The sequence below is a fragment of the Anaerolinea thermophila UNI-1 genome, assembly GCF_000199675.1.
Lineage (GTDB): Bacteria > Chloroflexota > Anaerolineae > Anaerolineales > Anaerolineaceae > Anaerolinea > Anaerolinea thermophila.
Window position 1 is genome coordinate 2562676 of record NC_014960.1, and the last position, 23903, is coordinate 2586578.

General features: G+C 55.3%; 24 protein-coding genes. 15 read left to right on the forward strand and 9 right to left on the reverse strand.

Annotated features, from left to right (window positions below):
• From ANT_RS11580 to larB, 7 genes are read right to left on the reverse strand one after another with little or no spacing between them, the layout of a single operon-like run.
• Positions 1-1305 carry a C39 family peptidase gene (locus ANT_RS11580; RefSeq protein ID WP_013560712.1) on the reverse strand — a complete coding sequence of 435 codons (1305 nt, stop codon included), beginning with the start codon at positions 1303-1305 and terminating at the stop codon, positions 1-3.
• A gap of 8 nt (positions 1306-1313) precedes the next feature.
• Positions 1314-2069: a LamB/YcsF family protein gene (locus tag ANT_RS11585; RefSeq protein ID WP_013560713.1), complete on the reverse strand. Its 756-nt coding sequence runs from the start codon at positions 2067-2069 to the stop codon at positions 1314-1316.
• Between the two features lies 1 nt (position 2070).
• Entirely contained in the window at positions 2071-3036 is a 966-nt protein-coding gene (locus ANT_RS11590; RefSeq protein WP_041455010.1) for a 5-oxoprolinase subunit C family protein, read from the reverse strand.
• Positions 3037-3038: 2 nt separating this feature from the next.
• Positions 3039-3704, reverse strand: a complete 666-nt coding sequence (gene pxpB / locus ANT_RS11595; protein ID WP_013560715.1) for a 5-oxoprolinase subunit PxpB — start codon at positions 3702-3704, stop codon at positions 3039-3041.
• Between the two features lie 13 nt (positions 3705-3717).
• Positions 3718-4890, reverse strand: coding sequence for a nickel pincer cofactor biosynthesis protein LarC (gene larC / locus ANT_RS11600; protein ID WP_013560716.1), 1173 nt, complete (start codon positions 4888-4890; stop codon positions 3718-3720).
• Positions 4887-5696 carry an ATP-dependent sacrificial sulfur transferase LarE gene (gene larE / locus ANT_RS11605; protein ID WP_172634622.1) on the reverse strand — a complete coding sequence of 270 codons (810 nt, stop codon included), beginning with the start codon at positions 5694-5696 and terminating at the stop codon, positions 4887-4889. Before larE ends, larC begins: the two co-directional genes overlap by 4 nt.
• 19 nt (positions 5697-5715) lie before the next feature.
• Positions 5716-6477 (reverse strand): nickel pincer cofactor biosynthesis protein LarB, encoded by a 762-nt coding sequence (gene larB, locus ANT_RS11610; RefSeq protein ID WP_013560718.1) that lies wholly within the window; start codon positions 6475-6477, stop codon positions 5716-5718.
• Between the two features lie 104 nt (positions 6478-6581).
• Here larB and ANT_RS11615 point away from each other — a divergent pair, with 104 nt between their 5' ends.
• A complete protein-coding gene (locus ANT_RS11615) occupies positions 6582-7799 on the forward strand; it encodes a radical SAM protein (RefSeq protein WP_013560719.1) in 1218 nt (405 codons plus the stop codon).
• A gap of 11 nt (positions 7800-7810) precedes the next feature.
• Here the strand turns inward: ANT_RS11615 and ANT_RS11620 are convergent, their stop codons facing one another.
• Positions 7811-8236 carry an EamA family transporter gene (locus tag ANT_RS11620; protein WP_013560720.1) on the reverse strand — a complete coding sequence of 142 codons (426 nt, stop codon included), beginning with the start codon at positions 8234-8236 and terminating at the stop codon, positions 7811-7813.
• Positions 8237-8241: 5 nt separating this feature from the next.
• Complete coding sequence (locus ANT_RS11625; RefSeq protein ID WP_013560721.1) at positions 8242-9642, reverse strand: aminotransferase class V-fold PLP-dependent enzyme; 1401 nt, start codon at positions 9640-9642, stop codon at positions 8242-8244.
• A gap of 124 nt (positions 9643-9766) precedes the next feature.
• On the opposite strand from ANT_RS11625, the gene ANT_RS11630 reads away from it, so the two are divergent.
• The 14 genes from ANT_RS11630 to murB all read left to right on the forward strand — a co-directional run bounded on the left by ANT_RS11630 (position 9767) and on the right by murB (position 23883).
• Entirely contained in the window at positions 9767-10795 is a 1029-nt protein-coding gene (locus tag ANT_RS11630) for an IS66 family transposase (RefSeq protein WP_013558534.1), read from the forward strand.
• 216 nt (positions 10796-11011) lie between these two features.
• On the forward strand, positions 11012-11449 hold the full coding sequence (gene mraZ / locus ANT_RS11635; protein ID WP_013560722.1) for a division/cell wall cluster transcriptional repressor MraZ: 438 nt from the start codon (positions 11012-11014) through the stop codon (positions 11447-11449).
• A 16-nt stretch (positions 11450-11465) separates the two neighbouring features.
• Positions 11466-12404 (forward strand): 16S rRNA (cytosine(1402)-N(4))-methyltransferase RsmH, encoded by a 939-nt coding sequence (gene rsmH / locus ANT_RS11640; protein ID WP_013560723.1) that lies wholly within the window; start codon positions 11466-11468, stop codon positions 12402-12404.
• Positions 12405-12422: 18 nt separating this feature from the next.
• Positions 12423-12935, forward strand: coding sequence for a hypothetical protein (locus ANT_RS11645; RefSeq protein WP_041455011.1), 513 nt, complete (start codon positions 12423-12425; stop codon positions 12933-12935).
• Positions 12932-14737 carry a peptidoglycan D,D-transpeptidase FtsI family protein gene (locus ANT_RS11650; RefSeq protein ID WP_013560725.1) on the forward strand — a complete coding sequence of 602 codons (1806 nt, stop codon included), beginning with the start codon at positions 12932-12934 and terminating at the stop codon, positions 14735-14737. The genes ANT_RS11645 and ANT_RS11650 overlap by 4 nt, the downstream gene beginning before the upstream one ends.
• Positions 14738-14756: 19 nt before the next feature.
• On the forward strand, positions 14757-16190 hold the full coding sequence (locus tag ANT_RS11655; RefSeq protein ID WP_013560726.1) for a UDP-N-acetylmuramoyl-tripeptide--D-alanyl-D-alanine ligase: 1434 nt from the start codon (positions 14757-14759) through the stop codon (positions 16188-16190).
• The gene (gene mraY / locus ANT_RS11660; RefSeq protein WP_013560727.1) at positions 16187-17179 is read left to right on the forward strand and encodes a phospho-N-acetylmuramoyl-pentapeptide-transferase; all 993 of its coding nucleotides are present in this window, start codon (positions 16187-16189) and stop codon (positions 17177-17179) included. The genes ANT_RS11655 and mraY overlap by 4 nt, the downstream gene beginning before the upstream one ends.
• A 3-nt stretch (positions 17180-17182) precedes the next feature.
• Positions 17183-18565: a UDP-N-acetylmuramoyl-L-alanine--D-glutamate ligase gene (murD, locus tag ANT_RS11665; protein ID WP_013560728.1), complete on the forward strand. Its 1383-nt coding sequence runs from the start codon at positions 17183-17185 to the stop codon at positions 18563-18565.
• Positions 18562-19791 (forward strand): FtsW/RodA/SpoVE family cell cycle protein, encoded by a 1230-nt coding sequence (locus tag ANT_RS11670; RefSeq protein WP_049784899.1) that lies wholly within the window; start codon positions 18562-18564, stop codon positions 19789-19791. Before murD ends, ANT_RS11670 begins: the two co-directional genes overlap by 4 nt.
• Entirely contained in the window at positions 19751-20824 is a 1074-nt protein-coding gene (locus ANT_RS11675) for a UDP-N-acetylglucosamine--N-acetylmuramyl-(pentapeptide) pyrophosphoryl-undecaprenol N-acetylglucosamine transferase (RefSeq protein WP_049784900.1), read from the forward strand. The genes ANT_RS11670 and ANT_RS11675 overlap by 41 nt, the downstream gene beginning before the upstream one ends.
• Positions 20812-21354 (forward strand): CvpA family protein, encoded by a 543-nt coding sequence (locus tag ANT_RS11680; RefSeq protein WP_013560731.1) that lies wholly within the window; start codon positions 20812-20814, stop codon positions 21352-21354. The genes ANT_RS11675 and ANT_RS11680 overlap by 13 nt, the downstream gene beginning before the upstream one ends.
• A gap of 12 nt (positions 21355-21366) precedes the next feature.
• Positions 21367-22752, forward strand: a complete 1386-nt coding sequence (gene murC, locus ANT_RS11685; protein ID WP_013560732.1) for a UDP-N-acetylmuramate--L-alanine ligase — start codon at positions 21367-21369, stop codon at positions 22750-22752.
• Entirely contained in the window at positions 22749-22949 is a 201-nt protein-coding gene (locus ANT_RS11690; RefSeq protein WP_013560733.1) for a hypothetical protein, read from the forward strand. The genes murC and ANT_RS11690 overlap by 4 nt, the downstream gene beginning before the upstream one ends.
• Before the next feature lie 4 nt (positions 22950-22953).
• A complete protein-coding gene (murB, locus tag ANT_RS11695; RefSeq protein ID WP_013560734.1) occupies positions 22954-23883 on the forward strand; it encodes a UDP-N-acetylmuramate dehydrogenase in 930 nt (309 codons plus the stop codon).
• Positions 23884-23903: the final 20 nt, after the last annotated feature.

The window sequence follows — 23903 nt, forward strand, 5'->3', positions numbered from 1 at the left end:
TCAAGGCATCACCCCCAGATTCTGGAGTGCTGCCACCGAAGGACTGAAATTTGGATGGTATTGCAAACTGGTTTTCAAGTCCTGAATGGCGCCTTCCGTATCTCCCAGCGCTTCGCGGGCTTTGGCGCGCCAGTAAAAAGATTCCTCCAGGTAAGGCTCGCTGGCAGACTCGATGGTCTGAGTTGCCAGGGATTGTAAATCGGCGTAACGTCCTGTGTAATAGTAAGCAAAGTAAGGTCCCGTCTGATACCAGAGCATTCGCCAGGGGCGACGTGTTTCTGGTAGAGAAGGGTACAGGCGGAAGGCTTCATCGTAAGCCGCCGAAGCGCCCAGAAAATCCTTCAATCCCACCATGCTGGTACCGCGATTGAACCAGGCAAAAAACTGATCAATCCCGTCGAGACGGTAGAGTTCATCGGAAGCGCGCGCCAGCGCCTGACGCAGGGCTTGTTCTTCATCTGCCAGCGGACCGAGCAGTTCCAGCACTTCATTTTCCCGTTCAGGTGGATAAATAACCAGAAAGACGAAATTAAATGAGCGCCACTGCGATTCCAGTTCTTGATAAGGAATCGGGTAATTGGCTTCATAATATGAGTCCTGGGTGAGAAACTCGCCTTTGGCATCATCATACCCATTCACCACGGCATAATGTCCCATCCAGGACACCTTCCCGCTCAGGTCAGTCATATAAGCGCCCTTCTCAATCAGTACCGGAAAGCCACCCGAAATCAGGGTTTTCAAAGTTTCAAGCGTACCGCCATAACGTTGAATGACACTGAGTTGGGTTTGCTCGCGCACATAGTCTGCCAGTTCGTAAGGCATGACATTCTTATCCTTCTCGAACGGCTTAACCCATTTGCCCACATCGGTTCGGTCGCCATTCCACCCCCAGAACGAGAGCGCCATTGCCAGATTGGCAGGCGCGCAGTAATTCCACAACCCGTGCTGATCGAAGTACTTGACCCCATCCAGGCGCACTGATGCCGGTAAAACGCGAGGGGTAGGCGTGGGAACAGGGGTATCCAGCGCCACTTCCGGTTGCAGCGTAGCCGTAGGCAATGGCGTTGCCGAAGGCTCGGGAGCCGCCCCATCCTCCGTATTGAGAGCAGTGGGAGTCAGGCGCGGCTGTTCCTGCGGGATAAAAACTTCTTTCTCCGGCGGTCGCAGAGCATACTGCAGGCGAATGCGCCATTGATCCGCATGCCAGAACACACGCTCCCGCACGGGCGGAACAGCAAGACTGACCAGCCCCCCGATCAATAAAACAATAATAATACCCGAAAGGAGTTTTAAGAACCTGCGCATTAACTCGATTATAACCGTAAACTCTCAGGGCTTAGCGACCGCAAAGCAACCCCAGCGGTCAGCAGAGACTCACGAACAGCAGTGGCAAATTCCACCGCATGTGCTCCATCGCCGTGGATGCAAAGCGTGTCTACCGGCACGCGTTGAGTACCTTCGCCCGCTCCCTGTGTTGCCAATCGAATGGCTTGCTGACAAACTGCCTCAACGGTTTGCAAAACCGCGCCGGGTTCGCGGCGGGACTTGAGAGTACCATCCGGGTTATAGGCGCGGTCAGGAAAACCTTCTGCGGCGGCAGGCAAGCCTGCCTCGCGGGCTTCTTCCACCAGCACCGAGCCAGCCAGCCCCACTACAATCAGGTGAGGGCTGAAACGCTTGACAGCCTGAACAATGGCTCTCGCCAGCGCACGGTCTTTCGCGGCTTGATTGTAAAGCGCGCCATGCGGCTTGACATGCACCAGTTCTCCACCTTCGGCGCGGACAAAACCCGCTAATGCCCCTATCTGATACAGCACAAAGGCTTCAACTTCTTCCGCGCTCATGTTCATCTCGCGCCTGCCAAAACCCTGTAAATCCGGATAGCCGGGATGCGCGCCAATTGCCACGCCTTTTGATACAGCCCAGCGGACCGTCCGCCCCATCACCAGCGGATCGCCAGCGTGCAAACCGCAGGCAATATTTGCCGAAGTGACAATGGAGAGCAGGGCTTCATCATTGCCCAGACGGTAATTTCCAAAACTTTCACCCAGGTCGCAATTCAAATCCATTTCAACCTCGCATCCAGAACGAGAAATTTTCCAGTTCAATGGCGTTCAGGTTTGCCATCAGTTCGCGGTATAACTGATGCGCTTGTTCCAGCGTGACGGTTTCAAAACATACCTTGCCTTCCCCGGGGCGAAGTTGCGCCATGCGCCCCCAATCGGCACGAATAACCCCGGCAATCTTCGGGTAACCGCCGGTAGTGGGATGATCCGCCATCATCACAATGGGATTGCCGTCCGGCGGCACCTGGATTGCCCCACGCGGTATTCCCTCGGAGAGAAGTTCTCCCGCCCGCCGGGGAACAGTTGCACCTGTCAACCGATATCCCAAGCGGTCGGACTGTGCGCTGACCTGAAAGATGGCAGAGAGAAATTCCCGTTCCCCTTCCTCGCCAAACCAGGCACATTGCGGTCCCGGAACCACACGAATCACCGCTTCCGGAGAGTACACCGGACGCCGAGATGCGGGAAGCACTGCTCCGGCGCGTTCTTCGGGAAGCCAGCCTTCGCGCAGAGAAAAAAGCCAATCGCCGGGTTGAAGCAAACGCCCCTGATAGCCACCCAGATTCGCCTTCAGGAACGTAGAACGAGACCCCAACACCTCAGGGACATCCCAGCCGCCAGAGACAGCCAGCACCCCCCAGAAGCCCGCCAGGTGCGGGCGGCACTCCACCCGCTGACCGGCGCGCACACGCACCGCCGTCCAGGCGGGCATTTCCATGCCATCCACCCACAGGGTAAAGCCGCCACCGCAGAGCGCAATCAAAGCAGGCGTATCTGACCAAAGCGTTGGACCAGCGCCGGAAAATTCCAGCACCGCGGCAGAGTCTTCATTCCCCACCAGGCGGTTCGCCGCTTTGCAGGCAAAGGGATCCATTGCCCCGCCGGCTGGCAACCCCAAATGCTCGTAGCCCGTGCGCCCCAGGTCCTGAACAGTGGTAAACCAGCCTGCCTGTTCCACCCAGAAAGCCATGTTCACGCCTCCACTGCTACAAAACGCACCACATCGCCGGGTTGAAGAAGAAACGGCGGTTCGCGGGTGACATCAAAGAGGGTCAGGGATGTCCTGCCGATAATGCGCCATCCTCCGGGAGAGTCCAGGGGATAAACGCCCGTCTGTTTTCCAGCAATTCCCACACTGCCTGCCGGTACACGCTGGCGTGGGGTATCCAGGCGGGGTGCGGCAAGGCTTTCGTCCATTCCCCCAAGATATGGAAAACCCGGCAGAAAGCCCATCAGAAACACCGGATAACGTCCAGCCGTATGCCGCCGAATGACTTCTTCTTCGCTTAAACCCGTATATTGAGCCACAAAGGGCAAATCCGGTCCATCTTCGCCGCCATAATGCACGGGAATCACCACCTCACGTGCAGGCAATGCGCTGTCTTCCGGCAGGCTTTCCCGCACCTCTTGAATGTGGTAGAGCAAATCCTCAACAGAGCATTTCAGCGGATCATAATCCACCCGCAGGGTAGCATAGCCCGGCACGAATTCTTCCAAGCCGGAAATGCCGCGCGCTTTCAAGCCATGCGCCATCGCATGCACCTGCCGATTGAGCGAAATGGAAATTTGCCCGCCCAGGATAATGAGCAGAGAAGAGTCTCCACAGGGTTGAATCCAATCGGGAAACGTCAGCGCCATACGCCAAACCATCCTAATGATTCAGCAAAGACTGCCCTGCCAGCAGTGCCGCCTGCCAGACATCCATCACCGGAACCTGATGGGTTTGTGCCGCCTGTACACAAGCCTCATATTCCGGCTGGGCGAAGACCCGTTTGCCATCCAAAAGTTTCACTTTCAAGGGAATTAACCCATAGGGCGTTTCTACCTGATGAAATTCCCGTTGGGCTTCATAACGATAAATGGGCTGAACGCGCAGTCCCAGAGTGGTGGTGTGCCGCAAGAGCAGTTGCGCAAGCACCCCTTCTTCACTCTTGCGTGCAATGAGCGAGACCTGCACGGCAGGACGATTTTTCTTCATGTAAATGGGGGTAAAAAACACATCCAGCGCGCCCGCCTCGAGCAGTTGTGTCATGACACTGCCAAGCACCTGCGGATTCATATCGTCAATATTGGTCTCCATCAGCACCAAAGGCAAATCCTCCCTCGGCGGAGTCGAGCCGATCCACACGCGCAAAATATTGGGCCAGGGTAATTCCCGCTGTCCCGCTCCTGTTCCAATGCACTCCAAACAGATAGAGGGTTGCTCAAAGGTTGCCAGCGCCGCCAGCAGAGCCGCTCCGGTCGGCGTAACCAGTTCAAAGGGAGAAGAAACCGGAAGCAAAGGCGCATGCGCCTGCGCCAGAATTTCCAGCGTTGCCGGCGCAGGTAGAGGAAGCACACCGTGATCGGCGGTGATTTTGCCCTGTCCGTAGGGAAGCGCAGAGGCATACAGACGCTCAATGCCCAGTTCATGCAGACAAAGATTCACCCCTACCACATCCACAATGGCATCCAGCGCACCAACTTCATGGAAGTGCACCTCATCGGGAGAAATGCCGTGTACCCGACCCTCGGCTTCTGCCAGCAAACGGAACACCCTCAGACTGTTTTGAAGAACGATTTCAGGCAAAGTACTCTGAGACAAAATTTCTTCGATATCGCTCAGATGGCGGTGATGGTGGCTGTCCGGCACCTGCACCTGTACCTGCGAAGCCCGCATGGCTCCCTTCTGCACCTGCGTAAGGTTGAGATGAATTTCCTCAGGTAAATGCAGTGACTGCAGGGCTTGGGTAAGGCGTTCCAGCGAAATGCCCGCATCCAGCAACGCGCCTAAGAGCATATCGCCGCTGACGCCGGAGAAAGCATCCACATAGGCAATTTTCATTTCACCACCCCTTCATTGAGACTTCCTGAGCGGTATCCCAGCAAATCCACCGCTACATGGGCATATCCCAGCGAACGGAAAAAGGCATGCACCTGCTCGCGCCGGGCTACCAGTTCAGTCACCTGTTCGGGTGAGACTTCCAAACGCGCCATCGTACCGTAATCGCGTACCCGCACGAGGGTAAACCCCAGGTTTTTGAGAAATTCCTCGCCCCGGGCAACCCGTTCCAGCCCTTCGCGGGTGATGCGCATTCCGTAAGGGAAGCGCGTTGCCAGACAGGGCGCGCTGGGACGATTCCACACCGGCAATTCCAGTTCACGGGAAAGCGCGCGCACCTCGTCTTTGGTCAAACCCGCCTCAATTAACGGGCTGAGCACCCCTAATTCATTAACGGCACGCTTGCCAGGACGGTAATCCTGCAAGTCATCTACATTGCTTCCTTCAAGTACAGCAGAAAAGCCCGCCTGCTTCGCCAGTTCCACCAGCAGTCCCAGGCGTTCGCGTTTGCAGAAATAACAGCGTTCCGGGGTGTTTTCAACAAAGGTGTGCTTTTCCAGGTCATCATAAGGCATCACCCGGTGAGGAAAGCCAAACTGCCGGGCTACCTGAATGGCTGCCTGCACTCCATCCGGTGTTTCAACAGGAGACTGCAACGTCACCGCCAGCATGCGCTCGCCCAGTGCCTGATGCGCTACCACCGCCACCAGCCCGCTATCCACACCACCGGAAAAGGCTACTACAGCCGACCCCAGCGAAGCCAGGTAAGTTTTCAGGGATTGATATTTGTTCTGCAGAGATACGTCCATGTTCACACCCATAAAAAAATCAGGCAGGATCTCCCAGCCGGTTAATCAATCCAGCCAGGTAACCTGCGCCAAAGCCGTTGTCAATATTGACCACCGAAACGCCGGTCGCGCAGGAATTGAGCATGGTCAACAAGGCTGAAAGCCCCTGAAAATTAGCCCCATAGCCCACGCTGGTAGGCACGGCAATCACCGGGGCAGAAACCAGCCCGCCCACCACACTGGCAAGCGCCCCTTCCATTCCCGCCACCACCACAATCACCCGCGCCCGCTGGAGCACTTCCAGATGTCCCAGCAGACGATGCAACCCGGCAACACCGACATCGTACAGGCGCACCACCTGTTGATCCATCAATTCGGCGGTCATGGCGGCTTCTTCGGCAACCGGAATATCGGCTGTTCCACCCGTTGCCACCACAATGCCCGGACGTTTGGGCGTATCCGGGGAGCGATTCAGGATAAGCAAGCGCGGCACAGCGTGATAGGCCATTTCAGGGATCTGTTCCAGAACCACCTGTGCCATTTCCGCGGCGACCCGTGTCACCAGGACGCGATCGTTGCGTTCGGCAAGGCGGCGGACAATCTGCACTACCTGCTCGGGAGTTTTACCCTGCCCGAAGACCACTTCCGGAAATCCACAACGAATGGCGCGATGCTGATCCAGATGCGCAAAACCGCCTACCGATTCAAAAGGCAGAAGCCGTAAGCGTTGCATGGCATCGTTGATATCCATCTCACCACGCTGTACGGCTTGCAACAATTCTCTTAACATTTCTTCTTGCATGGGAATACCTCTATTGGGAAAGATTATACCAGAGCCGGGAACGTTCCCATTGGCTGAGACTCCGTATAATCAAAGAGAATCTATTCAACAAGGGAGCATGGTTTATGGTCATCCTGACACGTTGGCGTGGACAATCGTTGACGATTTCCACCAAACCCAACTGCCTGACTCTGAGTTTGCAATCTGGCAGAGACACGCAGGTATACTCTTTCGACGGCGAAGGGCGTTTCTGGACGGGCATTGTCCAGAACATTTCGTACCGCAGGGGTTTGGATGGCAAAATCGTCGCCAAATGGCAGGAAGGGAACAGCCAGCGTGAGCGGCGTTGGCTGTCTCAAGTCGAAGCCCAAACCTTGCAGGAAAACGCCCGCCGGTTCTGCGCAGACCTGCTCGCCCACCTGCAAACCGGACAGGTTCTTCTCAACCCGCCGCTGGATGAAACCGGCTGGACATTCCTGACCCGTGCCGCGGCGTTCACCCCCGAGCGTTATCGTCAGGATATTGACCATTATCATGCCGTGTATCGTCCAGTAGGCATTCTACCACCTGACCAGTACATGGCAGTGGTTTTGCAAGCCGCTGAAGGGTGTTCATTCAATACCTGCACCTTCTGTAATTTCTACCGTGACCGCCCCTTCCGCATCAAAACCCCCGAAATGTTCCGGGAACACATGAAAGCCGTGCGGGATTTTCTGGGAGAAGGTTTGAGCCTGCGGCGCACCATTTTCCTCGGTGACGCCAATGCACTGGTCATTCCCATGCCGCGCCTTGTCCCGCTCATGGAAGCCATTCATGAACAATTTGATGTCGAACAACTGGGGGGAATCTACGCATTTCTGGACGGTTTCAGCGCCGAAAAGAAAACTCCCGCAGACTATGCCCGCCTGCGGGAGTTGGGACTGCAACGGGTCTATATCGGCATGGAAAGCGGCAATGACGAATTACTGCGCTTCCTGAAAAAACCCGGCACAGCAGAAGATGTGGTACAAGCCGTGCAAGCCATTAAGCGCGGCGGGGTTGCCGTGGGCATCATCCTGCTGCTCGGAGCAGGCGGGCATCAATTTTCTGCTCAGCATGTTGCCGACAGCATCCGCGCTCTCCAAGCCATGCCGCTGGATGCCGACGACCTGATTTACTTCTCCGAACTGGTGGAAGACGAAGGCATGCAATACACCCGGGACGCCTATCAAGCCAACCTTCGTCCACTCACACCGGAAGAGCGCATCGCTCAGGGAGAAGCCATTGAGCAGGCACTTTCATTCAGCGAAGAGGGCGGCACTCCGCACATCAGCCGCTACGACATCCGCGAGTTTGTGTATTGAGATGCGCCTTTCTAGCCAATTGTCAGCAGGACAATTCCACCAATGGTCAGCGCCATGCCCAAAATCGTCTTCAGGGTGAGTGGTTCTCCGGCAAAGAGGATGCCCATCAACGCCCCAAAGAGCGGCGAGGTGAAAGCAATCGGCATCACCCGCGTCAGAGGCGCACCCTTGAGTGCAGTATAAAAACATAACATGCCTGCCGCCCCGGCGACCACGCCGCCGCCAATGACCATATAGAGCAAGGCTTTCGTGCCAGCCTGAGGCAACAATTTCCACTGCGGGAAACTTGCCGCTCCCAGAATCAACAAAGCCACGGCTGTCCGGATGGTGATGCCCAGCGTGGGGGGAAGGTTACCCAAATGCAGTCCTTTCTTTTCAAAGAAGCCGCCCACCCCCCAGAGAATGGCTGTGAGAAGCGCAAAAATTTCTGGTTTCATAATCCTTAACTCTCAAATGTAAAGTAATCTTCAAATCGAATCGAGTAGTTTTCTGGGCGGTATTCTCCCGTGGCTACATCCTGATAGTACACGCCTTCGTAATCCCCCCGGCGGATTGCCGCCAGCGCCTCGACAAAGGCATCAATCTCTTCGGGGGTGTTGTACAGCCCAAAAGAAGCGCGAATCATCCCCGGCATTTCGCGGCGGTCGCCCTTCAGGATACGCTTGCGTACCCGCTCAGCATCGGCGGGAGAAACTTCCAGAAGATGAAGCAGGTAAGGATGCGCACAGAAACAACCACTGCGCACGCCAATACCAAACTCATACCCCAATACTGCCGCTACCAGAAAATGAGGAACGCCTTCAATTTGCATGGGAAGCACCCCCAGGCGTTCAGAAGCCCGCGCGGGGTCACGATCGCCAAACAGGCGCACCCAGGGGATGGCATTGAGTTTCTCCAGCGCGTAAGCCGTCAACTCGGCTTCGTGACGGGCAACCTCATCCATACCTACCCGTTCCAACTGGCTCATCGCCGCCGCCAGCGCCACTGCTCCAATAGTGTTAGGGCTGCCCGCTTCATCACGCTCCGGGGCGCCCGTCCATTCGACCTCATCTTCGGTGACAAACTCCACCTGCCCCCCGCCACGGTGATCCGGCTCACCGCGAGAGAAAGTATCCTTTCGTCCGACCAGCGCACCTGTACCAAAAGGTGCGTACATCTTATGCGCCGAAAGCACCACATAATCCAGATGCGCCGGATCGTCCAGGACCCCCATAGCGATAGCGCGATGGGGAGCCAGTTGTGCCGCATCTACCATAATCTGCGCTCCCACCCGATGGGCTTTCTCGGCTAAGCGATGAATAGGATTGAGATAACCGGTCACATTGCTGGCACCGCTGATAGCAACCAGCGCCACACGCGAACCATACTGTTCCAGCAAAGAATCGAAATGGTCTTCGTTGAGTCTTCCGTCAGAAAGCAACCCCACCCGCAAGACTTTTGCCACTCCACGCCAGGGTAAATCGTTGGAGTGATGTTCCATCAGACTGACAATGACCATATCCCGTTCAGGAGTGAAAGGGAAACGCTTTGCCAGCCGGTTAATCATCTCGGTGGTGTTTTTGCCAAAGATACAGGTATGTTCATCTTCTCTTGCTCCCAGAAATTCAAGCACCTTGCGACGAGCGCTTTCGTAGGCATGGGTGGATAACTGGCTCTTAAATCCCGTCCCCCGATGCACACTGCTGTAATAAGGGAGGAAACGGTCAATTGCATCCTCTACGGCTTTGAGAGGAGGCGTCGAAGCGGCATTATCCAGGTTGATATAAACTTGTTGTTTTCCGTTGAGCAATGGTACCGGAACATCCAGTCCGGAGAAGAGGGAACGATAGTTTTGCGGCGTCATGGTGGAATCCTTTCCTTGCAAATTGGTTAAATTGTGGTTGACGCTGTAACAAACTTGGTGGAGAAAGGGAAAAAAAGGAAGGGATCCTGTAAGATATTGATATCACAACTCCAGGAGCCCTTCCATGAAGATTATACTCCAACTGCCACAGGTAAAACGAAAAAAGCCTGCTCGTCCGAAGCGCTGTCCATATTGTCAGGGGGAGACATTCCAGCGATGGGGAGTGGAGAAAAGGCGCATCGAGGATGTCAAAGTTCGTCATGTCGAGGTGGTGAGGTATCGATGCACACGGTGCAGGCGCACCTTTCGGGACTATCCGGAGGGGGTAGGCAATGGACGGCACAGTGAACGGTTGAAGAAATTGAGTGTGATCCTGTGGTCACTGGGATTGAGTTATCGCAGGGTAGCCGGGGTGTTGAGGATCTTTGGGCTGAGGCTCAGTCATATGAGCGGGTGGCGGCATGTACAGGCAGAGGGGGAAAAGTTGATGGGGGAATTGAAATGGAAAAGCGTGCGGGTGGTGGGGGTAGATGGAGCCTGGGTGGGAGGCAAAGGAGTGATGGTGGCGGTGGATCTGGGAGATGGTAGTCTGCTGGAGGTTGCCGAGGTAGACGAGAAAGACAGCCGGGCTCTGTTCACCTGGCTGAAACGGTTGAAAGAGATGCATGACATCGGCGCCATCGTGAGCGATGATCTGGCGATCTACAAGCAACTGACCGATGAACTGGAGATAGGGCATCAGGTCTGTCAGTTTCATGTGCGGCGCTGGGTAAAGCATGCTTTGAAGGGGTTACAGGCTGAGTTGGATCCAGCCTGGCAGGGGGTGCTTGAAAAGGTCGAGGAAATCCTGCGCGACCTGCCATTGCATGGAGACCGCCTCTTACACCGCCTGTGGAAATCCCTGCCGGGCAGGAGTACACCACCGGAAGGAAAACGCACGCCCCTGGAAAAACTCCGCGACCTGATCCTGCGCTTATCGCGTGATTGGCAACGCTATGTGGCTTTCTATGCTGATGTGGGTATTCCCTGGACCAATAATCGCACGGAACAGATGATTGGCAGGCTCAAGAGCCGCGCCCAGCAAGCCAGGCGATATAAAACCACCGCCGGGTTGCTCCGCGGAAGCACAGTTGCCTGTCAGTTCTGGGCATGAGCCCTCCCGTAATTCCCTCCTCTCCCCCCGTCTTCTCTCTTCCTTCCTTTTTTCGAAAATTCGCCCACCAATTTTGTTACAGTCTCTTGTGGTTTTCCCACTTGCATTTGTGGGATATTTTGGATATACTGTGGATACGAGTGGAAAAAAGTGGATTGTGATGGTAGTCGGCGCCGGGACCTCCGGCGTTTGGCGTATATAACAGGGGTAGAACAAATGTTCCTGGGACGATTTGAACACAATCTTGACGATAAGAGCCGCATCATCATCCCGGCAAAGTACCGGGAACTGATTAAGAGCGGCGCATACGTCACCCAGGGGTTTGACCGCAACCTGATGGTGCTCACCACTGAGGTCTTTGAGCGAGTCGTCACATACCTGAACGAACTGGGGATGACCAATCCGGATGCACGCACGCTGAAACGCCTCATTTTCTCTTCAGCCTCCCCGGTGACTTTCGACAAACTGGGGCGTTTCCTCATCCCCGCATACTTGCGGGAATTTGCCCGGATTGAAAATCATGTCATCTTGGTGGGAGTGGGAGATTATTTTGAAATCTGGTCTAAAGAAGAGTGGCTTAAACAAGAGTCCTCGCTACAAAATGCGGAAGTCAACGAACACCGCTTCGCCGCATTTGAGATTCACACGCGATGAACGATGAGGGAAGTGCATGAGCGAGGCTTCTGTTCCTCATCGTCCTGTACTTTACCAAGAAATTATACTCGCATTACGTCCACACAGTCCCGGCAGGTATGTGGATGCAACGGTTGGCGCGGGGGGTCACGCCGCTGGCATTCTGGAAGCATCCAGTCCCAAAGGTGAACTCTTAGGGCTGGATCCAGATCCCCAGGCGCTGGCACTGGCAAGCCAGCGCCTCTCTATTTTCGGAGAACGGGTGCATCTGGTGCAAGCCTCATACGTGACCCTGAAGGAACAACTGGCAGTTCTGGGATGGCAAGAGGTGGATGGCATTGTATTCGACCTGGGAGTTTCTTCCATGCAGTTGGATACGCCTGAACGGGGATTTTCCTTCAGCGCCGAGGGGAAACTGGATATGCGCTTTGACCCTTGCCAAGACACCACCGCGGAAGACCTGGTTAACCACCTCCCCGAGGAAGAACTGGCGCGCATCCTGTGGGAGTATGGAGAGGAACGTTATGCTCGCAGAATCGCCCGAGCCATTGTTCAAGCCCGCCCGCTCCACACCACCCGTGAACTGGCGGAACTGGTTGCTCGCATTGTAGGCGGCAAACGCGAACGCATCCACCCGGCAACGCGCACCTTTCAAGCCCTGCGCATTGCGGTAAATCGGGAACTGGAAGCCATCGAAACCGTTCTTCCTCAGGCGGTGGAATGTCTGAAAGCAGGCGGGCGGCTGGCAGTGATTTCCTTCCACTCTCTGGAAGACCGGCTGGTCAAACACTTTTTCCGCCGAGAAAGCCGCGACTGCCTTTGTCCACCGGAACAGCCGGTGTGCACCTGTGGACACAAAGCCTCTTTGCGAGAGGTTACCCGTCACCCGATTGAGGCGAGTGACGAGGAAGTTCGGGAAAACCCCCGTGCACGCAGTGCCCGGCTGCGCGTGGCGGAAAAAATTGCTCTGGCATGAGTATTGCAAGGAATGCCGATGAAACGTGAAAAGCAATCGGGAGGAATACAGGGAATGGTGCAGAAAACACTGCAACAGGCTTATCAGCAAGCCCCATGGCGCAAAGCCACCCGAAAAGGGATGCTGTTTTTGATTCTGGCGTTCCTTTCCGTTCTGCTGGTGTGGATTTCGCTGACCATTTCCGTGGAATCGGCAGAAGCAGCCATTGAGATCAGCCGTTTGGAAAAGCAGAAGGAATTTCTGGAATACAAAATCGCTTCCCTGAATACCGAAATTGCCCTGCAATCTTCTGCCAGCGTCATGGAAGAACGGGCGAAACTTCTGGGATACCGCCCAGCCACACCGGAAGAGATTGTGTACATGACTGTTCCGGGCTATCCGGGAAAACAAACTACACTTGTTCTCCCTCCGCCACCTTCCTCTCAGGAGGAGACGATCATTCTTAAGTCCAGTTATCAACAATCACTCTCTGATTGGCTTTTCCAGGGGCTGGCTCAAATTGAAAATCTCCAGAGAGGAGCCCTGCCATGAGTCAGCAGACCTCTTTTACCCGCTATTATCTGATTGGAGGCATCCTGACAGCAGTCGGGTTGTTTGCTTTTATCTGGATGATTCGGATTCTCTCCAATCCCCAAGCCCCTGTGCTACTCGAACAGGGCGAGACTTACAGAATCTACGAACAAACTTTGTATCCGGTCAGGGGCAACATCTACGACCGTTGGGGAAACCTGCTGGCAGGGAATCTGGAAACCTATGAACTGAGCGCCGATCTCCGCTACGCCAAGGATCACGAAACCATTGCAACGGTGCTTGCCACCTATCTGAATTTGAATTATGGTGAAGTCCTTAAACTCTTACAGGAAAATTCTATCGGGGTAACCGAGGAAAACCCCCGGTATGTGACCCTGGCACGGTTCGTACCTGCCGATATCAAAGCCCAGGTGGAGAACGAAGCGAAACGCCTTGAAGAGGAAAACAAAAACCGTCGCTTTCGAAAAGACGAGATTCCCCCCAGTCTGAAGGGATTAGATTGGAATTTGATGATGAAACGCTACTACCCGGAGGGATCTCTTGCCAGTAACGTACTGGGGTTCTACGCCTATCCTCAGGACAATCCTAGAGGATACTACGGTCTGGAAGAAAAGTACAACGACCTGCTGACAGGTACACCTGTCAAGGTAGTGCGCTCTCTAGATCCTTCTTTGGTCACCGAAGTACCTGATTTGCCTCCCGGCGCCAGCCTGGTGACCACCATCGACCGGAACATTCAACGCATGGTTGAAGAGAAACTGGACCTCGCCGTAGAAAATACAGGCTCCCTCTCAGGGACGGTGATCGTCATGGACCCCGAAACAGGGGAAATTCTGGCAATGGCTGTCTCGCCGCGCTTCAATCCGAATGAATACTGGAAACTTGAGGAAATTTTCGGAAAAAAGCCGAATGTCAATCGCGCTATTGACACCACCTATGAGCCGGGCTCAACCTTCAAACCCATCACCATGGCAGCAGCACTGGATGCAGGCGTAGTCGAACCCTCAACCAGTTTTATTGATACAGGGGTCTATTACATCAAAGGATATGCCATTCGCAACTGGGACCGGGGTGCATGGGGACCGCAGGACATGACCGGGTGTTTACGCTACTCCCTGAATGTGTGCATGGCATGGATTGCCGACCAGATGGGAACAACCCGCTTCTATGAATACGTCAACCGTTTCGGATTTGGGCATCTCACAGGCATTGATCTGGCGGGAGAGGCTTCGCAACCTTACTTTACTCCGGGTGATCAACTCTGGAGCGACGTCAACCTGGGCACCAATTCCTTTGGACAGGGTATTGCCGTCACCCCAATCCAGATGATTACCGCTATCAACGCGCTGGCAAACCATGGAAAAATCGTAGCCCCTCATGTGGTCAAAGCCATTGTGCAGAACAACGAAAAATATGAAATCAGCCCTCAGGTGATTGCGCGTCCTATCAAAGCCGAAACCGCCGAAACCATCTCCCAAATGCTGGCAGAGTCTCTGGAAAGCGAAAGTTACAAAAATGCTCAGGTTGCCGGGTATCGTCTGGCAGGAAAGACCGGCACTGCTGAAGTGTATGACCCTATTCACGGGGGGTATAAAGATGGCACAACCAATGCCTCTTTCGTCGGCTGGGGTCCCGTGGATGACCCGCGGTTTATCATCTACGTCTGGCTGGAAGAACCGCGTTCGTCTCCATGGGGGTCGATGGTTGCCGCACCGCTCTTCAGAGATATTGTGCAGAATTTAGTCATATTGATGGACCTTCCCCCCGATGAAGTGCGCTGGCAAATTGCCAACAATCCGTAGAGAGGAGTAAGAAAGAGAAGTGTTGACCCTGACGGACGTTCTGGAAGCCCTGACCGGCAAGCATATAGACATGCAAAAGCCCCTCACCTTCAGTGAGGCGGCAATTGATTCCCGTCAGGTCATCCCGGGGTCTTTGTTTGTGGCGCTTCCGGGAGTGCGCACCGATGGGCATCAATTTGTCGGTGCAGCATTCCAGAACGGTGCAATCCTGGCGCTGGTGGAGAAAGACCTCCCTCAAGACTTTCCTACCCTTGATTTGAGAGCCGTTTCTCCGGAAACCCCCCTGGCCTTCCCGGCTTCGTGGATTCCCGGACAACCGCTTTGCCTGCGCGTGAACAACACGCTTGAAGCACTGCAACAACTGGCACGTTACTGGCGCAGACGCCTGAATATCCGGGTCATCGGCATTACCGGCAGTGTGGGAAAATCCACAACCAAGGAATTGATTGCCGAGGTGCTTTCTCAGCGCTACCGCACTTTGAAAAATCCGGGCAACCTGAATAATGAAATCGGGTTACCGCTGACCCTGTTGCGGCTTGGCAAAGGCCATGAACGTGCCGTACTTGAAATGGGTTTCTACGTGCCTGGAGAAATTGCCCTGCTGTGCGACATTGCCCAACCTCAGGTCGGGGTCATTACCAATATCGGCACCGTGCATGCCGAACGAGCAGGCTCCCAAGAAGCCATTGCGCGAGGAAAATCAGAACTGGTGCAAGCCCTGCCTGTGGGTGGATACGCCATCCTGAACCATGACGACCCATGGGTGCGCTGGATGGCAGATAAAACCCAAGCCCAGATCCTGTATTACGGGTTGACACCCGAAGCGCATCTGTGGGCAGATGAAATCGAAACCATGGGCTTGGAAGGCATTCGCTTCCGCCTGCATTACCGACGGGAGTCTTTCTCGGTGCGGGTGCCTTTGATTGGCCATCACTCGGTACAAACTGCATTGCGGGCTACCGCGGTAGGAATCGTGGAAGGGTTAACCTGGGGAGAAATTATCCACGGGCTTCAACGCTCTCCCACGCAACTGCGCCTGGTAGCCGTGCGCTCTTCCAGCGGTGCACTGATTCTGGATGACACTTATAACGCTTCTCCGGAGTCGACCCTGGCATCTCTGCAAATCCTCCACGAGATGAAGGGAAGACGCATTGCCGTGTTGGGAGACATGCTGGAACTGGGTCCATATGAACAGAGCGGGCATGAGAAAGTCGGTGTGCGTGCCGCCGAAGTTGCCGATGTGTTGGTGGCTGTAGGGGAATTGAGTAAAATCATTGCTCGAGCCGCCCGGGAAGCCGGAATGAAACCCGAGAAGATTTTCTGGGTTCCCGATACTTCTCAGGCAATTGAAGTGCTCAGACCCCTACTCAAGGAAGGAGATGTTGTCTTGATTAAAGGCTCGCACGGTTTACGCATGGACCGCATCGTCAGCGCGCTGGAGGTGGTAGGATGAGCGATTCCACGCTGGCGATTGCGCTCTCCATGCTCTCGTTCATGCTTACCGTGATTTGGGGAAGCCCGCTTCTGCGCATCCTCCATCATTTCCGCATCGGCAAAATCATTCGGGTGGAAGGTCCAGCACACCACATGACCAAGATGGGCACACCCACCATGGGCGGTGTGCTCTTCATCCTGCCGGTGGTGCTGCTGACGGTGTTGTTAAATGCCGCTTCCCTGTTGGGATTGAACGTGTTGGGGCGCTCGGTGCTGCTGCCGGTGCTTGTGTTGCTTTCTTACGGTGTCCTCGGCGCAGTGGATGACTGGGAAGGCATCCGCGGTCCTCGCCGTGGGTTGGGCATGCGGGCGCGCACCAAATTCCTGCTTCAGGTGGTGCTGGCGTTCATTATCGCCTTTGCCTTGAAATACATTCTGGAAGTTCCCGAACTGTACTGGCCCCCGCTGGATGAGCCTATCTCGCTGGGCTGGCTGTACATTCCCATTGCCATGTTCCTCATCGTAGGAGCATCCAATGCAGTCAACTTTACCGACGGGTTAGACGGGCTGGCGGGACTGATTTCCGCCACCGCGTTCGCTGCATATGGGGCAATTGCCCTCTTCCAGGGGCAGGTCTTCCTGGCGCGCTTCTGCTTTACCGTGGTGGGAGCGCTCTTCGGCTTTCTGTGGTTCAATGTCCACCCTGCGCAACTGTACATGGGTGACACTGGCTCGTTGCCTTTAGGGGCAGTGCTTGCGGTGGTGGCTCTGATGACCGGACAGTGGCTGTTGCTCCCGCTCATCGCGATCATCCCTGTGAGCGAAGCGGTGAGTGTCATCATTCAAACCACCTACTTCAAGATCACCAAAGGAAAGCGCTTTTTCAAAATGGCGCCCATTCATCATCATTTTGAACTGTTGGGCTGGAGCGAAACGCAGGTAGTGCAACGCTTCTGGCTGGTCAATCTGCTCTTTGCCCTGCTGGGCATTGCATTTGCACTGGTGTAAGAGATGACAAAGAACTGGAAGGACTCCCGGGTACTCATTCTAGGCGCCGCCCGCCAGGGGCAGGCTCTGGCGCGTTTTCTGTGCCAGCGAGGTGCAGCGGTGACCCTCAATGACCAGAACCCTGCCGAGAAACTGACCTTGGCAATGGAGGTTCTGGCTGAGTATCCGATTGAATGGGTCACGGGCGGGCACCCTCTGGAATTGCTCGAACGTCATGATCTGCTGTGTCTTTCCGGCGGTGTGCCTGAAACGTTGCCCATCGTGCAGGAAGCCCTGCGCAGAGGAATGCCCATCACCAACGACTCGCAAATTTTCATGGAAGAAGTCCCCTGCCGGGTGATCGGCATCACCGGCTCGGCAGGCAAGACCACAACGACAACCCTGGTGGGGCGTATGGCATCCCGCGCAGTGGTTGCCCCCCAAAAAGCCTGGGTGGGCGGGAATATCGGAGTTCCGCTTATCGACCGATTGGACGAGATACAACCTGCGGATGTGGTAGTGCTGGAACTTTCCAGTTTCCAACTGCAGTGGATAACCCGCTCTCCACAGGTGGCGGCAGTGCTGAACATTACCCCCAATCATCTGGATCGTCATGGAACCATGGAAGCCTATACCGCCGCCAAGGCTCGTATTCTCGAGTTTCAAAGCGCCACCGATATTGCCGTGTTGGGACGCGAGGACGCTGGCGCATGGGGATTGCGCGAGAAAGTCCGTGGAGATTTGATTTCCTTCGGGCTGAACCACCCTGCCGAAGGGAAAGGCACGTTTTACGACAATGGCTGGTTGTGGTATCAGGGCGAAATGGTAGAAGAAGCCCTGTTTGAACGCGGCAAGATTGCTCTGCGGGGAACCCACAACCTGCTCAATGTGCTGGCAGCATGTGCCATTGGCATTGCCGCCGGGTTCCCGCCGGAAGCCCTGCTGGATGGCGTTCAGGGATTTGGCGGTGTTCCTCACCGCCTTGAACTGGTGAGAGAATGGCGCGGGGTGCGCTGGTACAACGACTCGATTGCCACCGCTCCAGAGCGCACCATCGCCGCCATCCGTTCCTTCGAGGAACCGCTGGTGCTGATGCTCGGCGGGCGTGACAAAAAACTGCCATGGGATTCGCTGGCAGACCTCATCCATGAGCGGGTGGATCATGTGGTAGTGTTTGGAGAAGCCGCCGAAAAGATCGCCCACGCCATTGGAGAGGTGCGTCCGGGCAAACGTCCGTTCACACTGACCCTGTGCAAAACTGTGCAGGAAGCCGTACAAGCCGCGGCAGCAGTTGCCGAAGAAGGGGATGTGGTCTTATTCTCTCCGGGCGGCACCAGTTACGACGAGTTTCGAGATTTTGAAGAAAGGGGCGAGCGGTTTCGAAAATGGGTACAGGAACTTTTGTGAATCAACCTCTGCAACGCTCGATTTCAAGGCGGTTTCGTGCCGTCCGAACCGGCATTGATTTCGTCCTGGTTGGGGTAGTCATTGCCCTGGTGCTGTTCGGCTTGCTCATGGTGTACTCTGCCGGACCGCTCTTTGCCGCCCTGTTGAAACAGAACGCCGATTTCTTCCTGATTCGTCAATCCATGTGGGCACTGCTGGGATTTGTCGGCGCCGGCGTGTTGATGTTTCTGGATTACCACTTTTACAAGCGCTTTACCCTGCTCATCATGGGCGGAACCATTGCCCTGCTACTGGCAGTGATTGTAATTGGAGACATGACCTTTGGCGCTACCCGCTCTCTGAATGAAGGCTCAATTCGCCCTTCAGAGTTCGCGAAACTGGCAACCATTTTGTACGTAGCCGTGTGGCTGAATGCCAAGAAAGACGTGCTCAACGATATTACCTTTGGACTCATTCCGCTGATATTGATCCTGGGGGTGGTGGGGGCGTTGATCATGCTTCAGCCGGATTTTTCGGCAGCCTTCACCATTGTGGTGCTGGGCGCCATGCTGTTCTTCCTGGCTGGAGGAGAATGGCGGCAAATTGCTCTGGTCCTGGTGATTACCCTGTTTTTGGGATGGGTTATCGTCAACCTTTATCCTACCGGTAAAGATCGCGTTTTAGGCTTTTGGAGCGGATTGCAGGAACCCATCAAAGCGGAATATCAGGTACGGCGTTCTCTGGAAGCCATCATCCGCGGTGGGGTATTTGGCGTAGGCATTGGAAATTCCACCACCAAATTAACCGGTTTACCCGTTGCTCACAACGACTCCATCTTCGCAGTTATTGCCGAAGAAACCGGATTGGTGGGTGCCTTCCTGCTGATTGGGGCATATGTGGTATTCCTCTGGCGCGGGTTAGCCATTGCCAAAAACGCTCCGGATGAATTGGGAAGCCTGCTCGCCGGTGGAATCACCATCTGGATTGTGCTTGAAGCCATGTTAAACATCGGCGTTTCGGTCAATTTATTGCCTCAGGCAGGGAATGCTCTGCCCTTTATCAGTTATGGAGGTTCCAGTTTATTATCTACCCTGGCAGGGGTGGGAATCCTGCTGAACATTGGGCGGTTGGGAAATCAACAAAAGCAAAAAGGAGAACAAACTCTTGGTGCGGTTGTTAATCTGCGCTGGAGGGACGGGCGGCGGCGTGTATCCCGCCCTGTCCATCCTGCAAGCCCTGAAGAATGAAGCCAACCCGGTGCTTTGGGTCGGAGGGGAAGGCGGTATGGAGGCAGAACTGGTGAAGAAAGCCGGACTGCCTTATACGGCTATTCCCGCCGCAGGAGTGCACGGGGTAGGACTGCGTGCCTTACCGGGGAACATACTCCGTCTGGCGCGCGGCGTTCTGGCTTCGCGCCGCATCCTCAAAGAGTTTCAGCCGGAAGTCCTGCTCTTCACCGGAGGGTACCTGGCGGTACCGATGGCACTGGCAGGACGGCACATCCCCAGCCTGCTCTATGTGCCGGATATTGAACCGGGACTGGCGCTGAAAACCCTTTCCCGCTTCGCGTCCACCATCGCCCTGACCGCCGAACCATCACGCACTTTCTTCAAACACAGTAAAGCCCGCGTTGAGGTAACCGGTTATCCGGTACGCCAGGACCTGCTGGAATGGAACCGCGAGCGGGGAGCGGAAAAACTGGGATTAGACGCTCAACAGCCCATCCTGCTGGTCACCGGCGGGAGCAAAGGCGCCCGTTCCATCAACCGTGCTATTGTGAAGGGATTGCCTGAATTGCTCCAGGTGACGCAAATTTGCCACCTGACCGGAGCACTGGATTGGGAAGAAGTTCAAATGGCTCGTGAGGCGCTCTCTCCCGATCTGCAAAAGCGCTACTTTGCCGCACCGTACTTGCACGAGATGGGCGCCGCCCTGGCTTGTGCGGACCTGGTCATCTCGCGCGCGGGGGCCTCCACCCTGGGAGAATATCCGCTGTTTGGATTACCCGCCATTCTGGTGCCCTACCCCTACGCTTGGCGTTATCAGAAGGTCAATGCCATGTACCTGGTCGAACAAGGCGCGGCGGTGATGATCGAGAATCAAAATCTTGCAGAGCAACTTGTGCCCACCGTTCTCAGGCTCATCGGCTCACCGGAAAAACTGGCAGCCATGCGCAAAGCCATGCGCACACTTCACCGCCCACAGGCGGCGGAACGCATCGCCAGCCTGGTGCTGGCACTGGCACAGCCACAGCATGGAGACAATTCATGGTCAGTTTGAATGCTCTCTTCTGGCTCTTTGTGATTCTGTTTGCCATCATTGGCGCCATGCGCGGATGGGCAAAGGAACTGCTGGTAACCTTCAGCGCCATTCTGGCATTCTTTATCGTCACTGTGCTGGAAACGTATGTTCCTTTTGTCAAAGACACGCTGAGAAACAATCCCGACACCCTGTTCTGGTTGCGGATTATTGTACTGATTCTTGCCGTGTTCTTCGGATATCAGTCCCCGAATATTCAGAAGTTTGCCGCCGGGGGAAGGTTTGCCCGTGAAAAACTGCAGGATTACCTGCTGGGTTTTCTCTTGGGAGCAATCAACGCTTATTTGTTTGTGGGCACCATCTGGTGGTACATGGACCAGGCCGGGTATAAACCTCTTCTGCCTTATATCACTCCCCCCGACCCCAACACCGAGGTCGGAAGAGCGGCTCTGGATTTACTGGAACAGATGCCACCCGTATGGTTAAAACCGCCAGGGCTCTTCTTTGCCGTGGCGCTGGCGTTTGCCTTTGTGCTGATTGTGTTCTTGTAAAGGAATGAGTTGATGGAGCGTATTCATCTCATTGGCATCGGAGGAAGCGGTTTGTCCGCCATTGCCCGCCTGCTGGTAGAACAAGGAGTACAGGTGAGCGGATCTGACCGCGCCGAGACTCCATTCACCCGGGAACTGCGGGATATGGGCATTCCAGTCTTCATTGGACATGCTGCTGGGAACATTTCCGGTGCCACAATGGTAGTGCGCTCTTCTGCTATCCCCGAAGACAACCCTGAAGTGCAGGCAGCCAGGCAGGCGGGCATTCCGGTGCTCAAACGAGCCGAGTTTCTGGAAACTTTCCTGAAGAAATATCGGGTCATCGCCGTGGCAGGGACACATGGAAAAACCACCACGACTGGAATGATTGCCTGGATGTTGTCCAGCCTGGCACAGAATCCCTCATACATTATTGGCGGAGTCGTCCGGGATCTGCACACCAACGCCCATGCTGGAAAAAGCGACCTGTTTGTCATTGAAGCCGATGAATATGACCGCATGTTCCTGGGATTACACCCTCACATTGCCGTAATCACCTATCTGGAACACGATCATCCAGACTGCTTCCCCACCATGGCGGATTACAGCGGGGCGTTCGAGGACTTCATACGGCAGATTCAAGCCGGAGGCATCTTGCTGGTGAACGGAGATCATCCCCCCACCCGGGCTCTGGGACAGGCTACCCCAAAGGGCGTCAAAGTGATGACCTACGGTGAAAGTGAGCACAACACCTACTTCCTGAAACACGCCAGTGTCAACCGCTGGGGCGGATTCAGTGCCGATGTCTGGAAACAAATGCCCGATGGGGAAAATCGTCGCCTGCTTCACCTGGCATTGCAGGTTCCCGGAAAACACAACTTGCTCAATGCCCTGGCAGCGCTGGCAGTGGCAGATCAACTGGGGTTGATGCTCAGCCCTGCCGCAGAGGCTTTACACCTATTCCACGGCACAGGGAGACGTTTTGAGGTGCGCGGAGAGGCAAATGGAGTAACTCTGATTGATGACTATGCGCATCATCCAACCGAGATTCGCACTACCCTGGCAGCAGCACGCGCCAGATATCCTGAACGGCATATCTGGGCAGTGTGGCAACCGCACACTTACTCGCGCACACAAGCGTTGATGGAAGAATTTTGCCAGTCCTTTGAGGATGCCGATGCAGTGGTTGTACTGGAAATCTACGCCGCCAGAGAGAAAAACCCGGGCTTTTCTGCCCGCGAAGTGGTCAACCGAATGAAGCATCCGGCGGCGGTCTTTCAACCCACGCTGGAAACAGCGCAGGAATACCTCTTGAATTGTCTTCAACCCGGTGATGTGGTGCTGGTGCTCTCTGCCGGAGACGCCGATGCACTGAACGCCAGGTTACTTGATGTTCTGAGCCAAGGGAGGAAAGGATGAATCCAAAAGACAACCTGAAACGTGTGTATGCCATGGAACTGCAAGCCCTGCCCGTGCAGTTGGTACCGCCCGACCCCATTGGGATGGAACCACCCCGCCGGAGCAAGAAAGCCCTCACCGAAGAGCCACAACCCCCCGCTCCGGAGAATGACCCCAAGGTGGTCAACCGCCTGATTGACCGCATCAAGAGGATTTAAGCGCATGACCTTTGCCCTGCCGATGAACCGTTTGAGAGAAGCCTTTGGCGATGCCCTGCAGGAAAATGTCCCGCTGGCGGCATATACCACCGCACGGGTGGGGGGGCCCGCCGATGCCTTCCTGCCGGTGCACGATCTGGCACAACTCGAACGGGCAGTGCGCCTGCTGTGGGATTTGAATGTGCCTTACCTGATTCTGGGAAGTGGCTCGAACCTGCTGGTGAGCGATGCCGGATACCGCGGAGTAGTGATCTTCAACCGCGCCAGAAACGTCAAAATTGATGTGCATCACCAGCCTCCCTCTGTATGGGCAGAATCGGGCGCCAACCTCTCGCATGTGGCTCGCCAGACCGCCCTGCGTGGGTTAAGCGGGCTGGAGTGGGCAGCCACCGTTCCCGGCACAGTGGGCGGGGCAGTATATGGGAACGCAGGCGCCTTTGGCGGGGATATGGCAGGAAATCTGGCGCTGGCAGAAATCTTGCACCCTGAACTGGGTAAGGTACATTGGAGCGCCGAAGAGATGGGCTACGGATACCGAACCAGCATTCTGAAACGCGAGAAGAGCAAGGCTGTCATCCTGGCAGCGCGGATGAACCTGACCCAAAGCACCGTGGAAGAAGTACAGGCACGCATTGAAACCTTCAGCGCCAAACGCCGAGCCACTCAACCCCCTGGTGCTACCATGGGAAGCATGTTCAAAAATCCGCCGGGAGATTACGCAGGGCGTCTGATTGAAGCCGCAGGGTTGAAAGGGAAACGCATTGGCAAGGCTGAAATCAGTCCGGTACACGCAAACTTCTTCGTTAACCTGGGAGGAGCAACCGCCGCCGATATTCTGCAACTCATCCAGATAGCACAAAAAACGGTGCAGGACAAATTTGGGGTTACGCTGGAACTGGAGATTGAGTGTATCGGTGAATGGGAGAATTTCTAGAGAGGAGCAGAACACAACAC

Coding starts and splice junctions, on each gene's coding strand:
- mraY (WP_013560727.1), top strand. CDS start 16,187: ATGAGCGATTCCACGCTGGCGATTGCGCTCTCCATGCTCTCGTTCATG.
- ANT_RS11690 (WP_013560733.1), top strand. CDS start 22,749: ATGAATCCAAAAGACAACCTGAAACGTGTGTATGCCATGGAACTGCAA.
- larB (WP_013560718.1), bottom strand. CDS start 6,477: ATGCAAGAAGAAATGTTAAGAGAATTGTTGCAAGCCGTACAGCGTGGT.
- ANT_RS11585 (WP_013560713.1), bottom strand. CDS start 2,069: ATGGATTTGAATTGCGACCTGGGTGAAAGTTTTGGAAATTACCGTCTG.
- ANT_RS11630 (WP_013558534.1), top strand. CDS start 9,767: ATGAAGATTATACTCCAACTGCCACAGGTAAAACGAAAAAAGCCTGCT.
- murC (WP_013560732.1), top strand. CDS start 21,367: ATGGAGCGTATTCATCTCATTGGCATCGGAGGAAGCGGTTTGTCCGCC.
- ANT_RS11620 (WP_013560720.1), bottom strand. CDS start 8,236: ATGAAACCAGAAATTTTTGCGCTTCTCACAGCCATTCTCTGGGGGGTG.
- ANT_RS11645 (WP_041455011.1), top strand. CDS start 12,423: ATGAAACGTGAAAAGCAATCGGGAGGAATACAGGGAATGGTGCAGAAA.
- rsmH (WP_013560723.1), top strand. CDS start 11,466: ATGAGCGAGGCTTCTGTTCCTCATCGTCCTGTACTTTACCAAGAAATT.
- mraZ (WP_013560722.1), top strand. CDS start 11,012: ATGTTCCTGGGACGATTTGAACACAATCTTGACGATAAGAGCCGCATC.
- ANT_RS11680 (WP_013560731.1), top strand. CDS start 20,812: ATGGTCAGTTTGAATGCTCTCTTCTGGCTCTTTGTGATTCTGTTTGCC.
- ANT_RS11590 (WP_041455010.1), bottom strand. CDS start 3,036: ATGGCTTTCTGGGTGGAACAGGCAGGCTGGTTTACCACTGTTCAGGAC.
- ANT_RS11625 (WP_013560721.1), bottom strand. CDS start 9,642: ATGACGCCGCAAAACTATCGTTCCCTCTTCTCCGGACTGGATGTTCCG.
- murD (WP_013560728.1), top strand. CDS start 17,183: ATGACAAAGAACTGGAAGGACTCCCGGGTACTCATTCTAGGCGCCGCC.
- larE (WP_172634622.1), bottom strand. CDS start 5,696: ATGGACGTATCTCTGCAGAACAAATATCAATCCCTGAAAACTTACCTG.
- larC (WP_013560716.1), bottom strand. CDS start 4,890: ATGAAAATTGCCTATGTGGATGCTTTCTCCGGCGTCAGCGGCGATATG.
- ANT_RS11580 (WP_013560712.1), bottom strand. CDS start 1,305: ATGCGCAGGTTCTTAAAACTCCTTTCGGGTATTATTATTGTTTTATTG.
- ANT_RS11615 (WP_013560719.1), top strand. CDS start 6,582: ATGGTCATCCTGACACGTTGGCGTGGACAATCGTTGACGATTTCCACC.
- murB (WP_013560734.1), top strand. CDS start 22,954: ATGACCTTTGCCCTGCCGATGAACCGTTTGAGAGAAGCCTTTGGCGAT.
- pxpB (WP_013560715.1), bottom strand. CDS start 3,704: ATGGCGCTGACGTTTCCCGATTGGATTCAACCCTGTGGAGACTCTTCT.
- ANT_RS11650 (WP_013560725.1), top strand. CDS start 12,932: ATGAGTCAGCAGACCTCTTTTACCCGCTATTATCTGATTGGAGGCATC.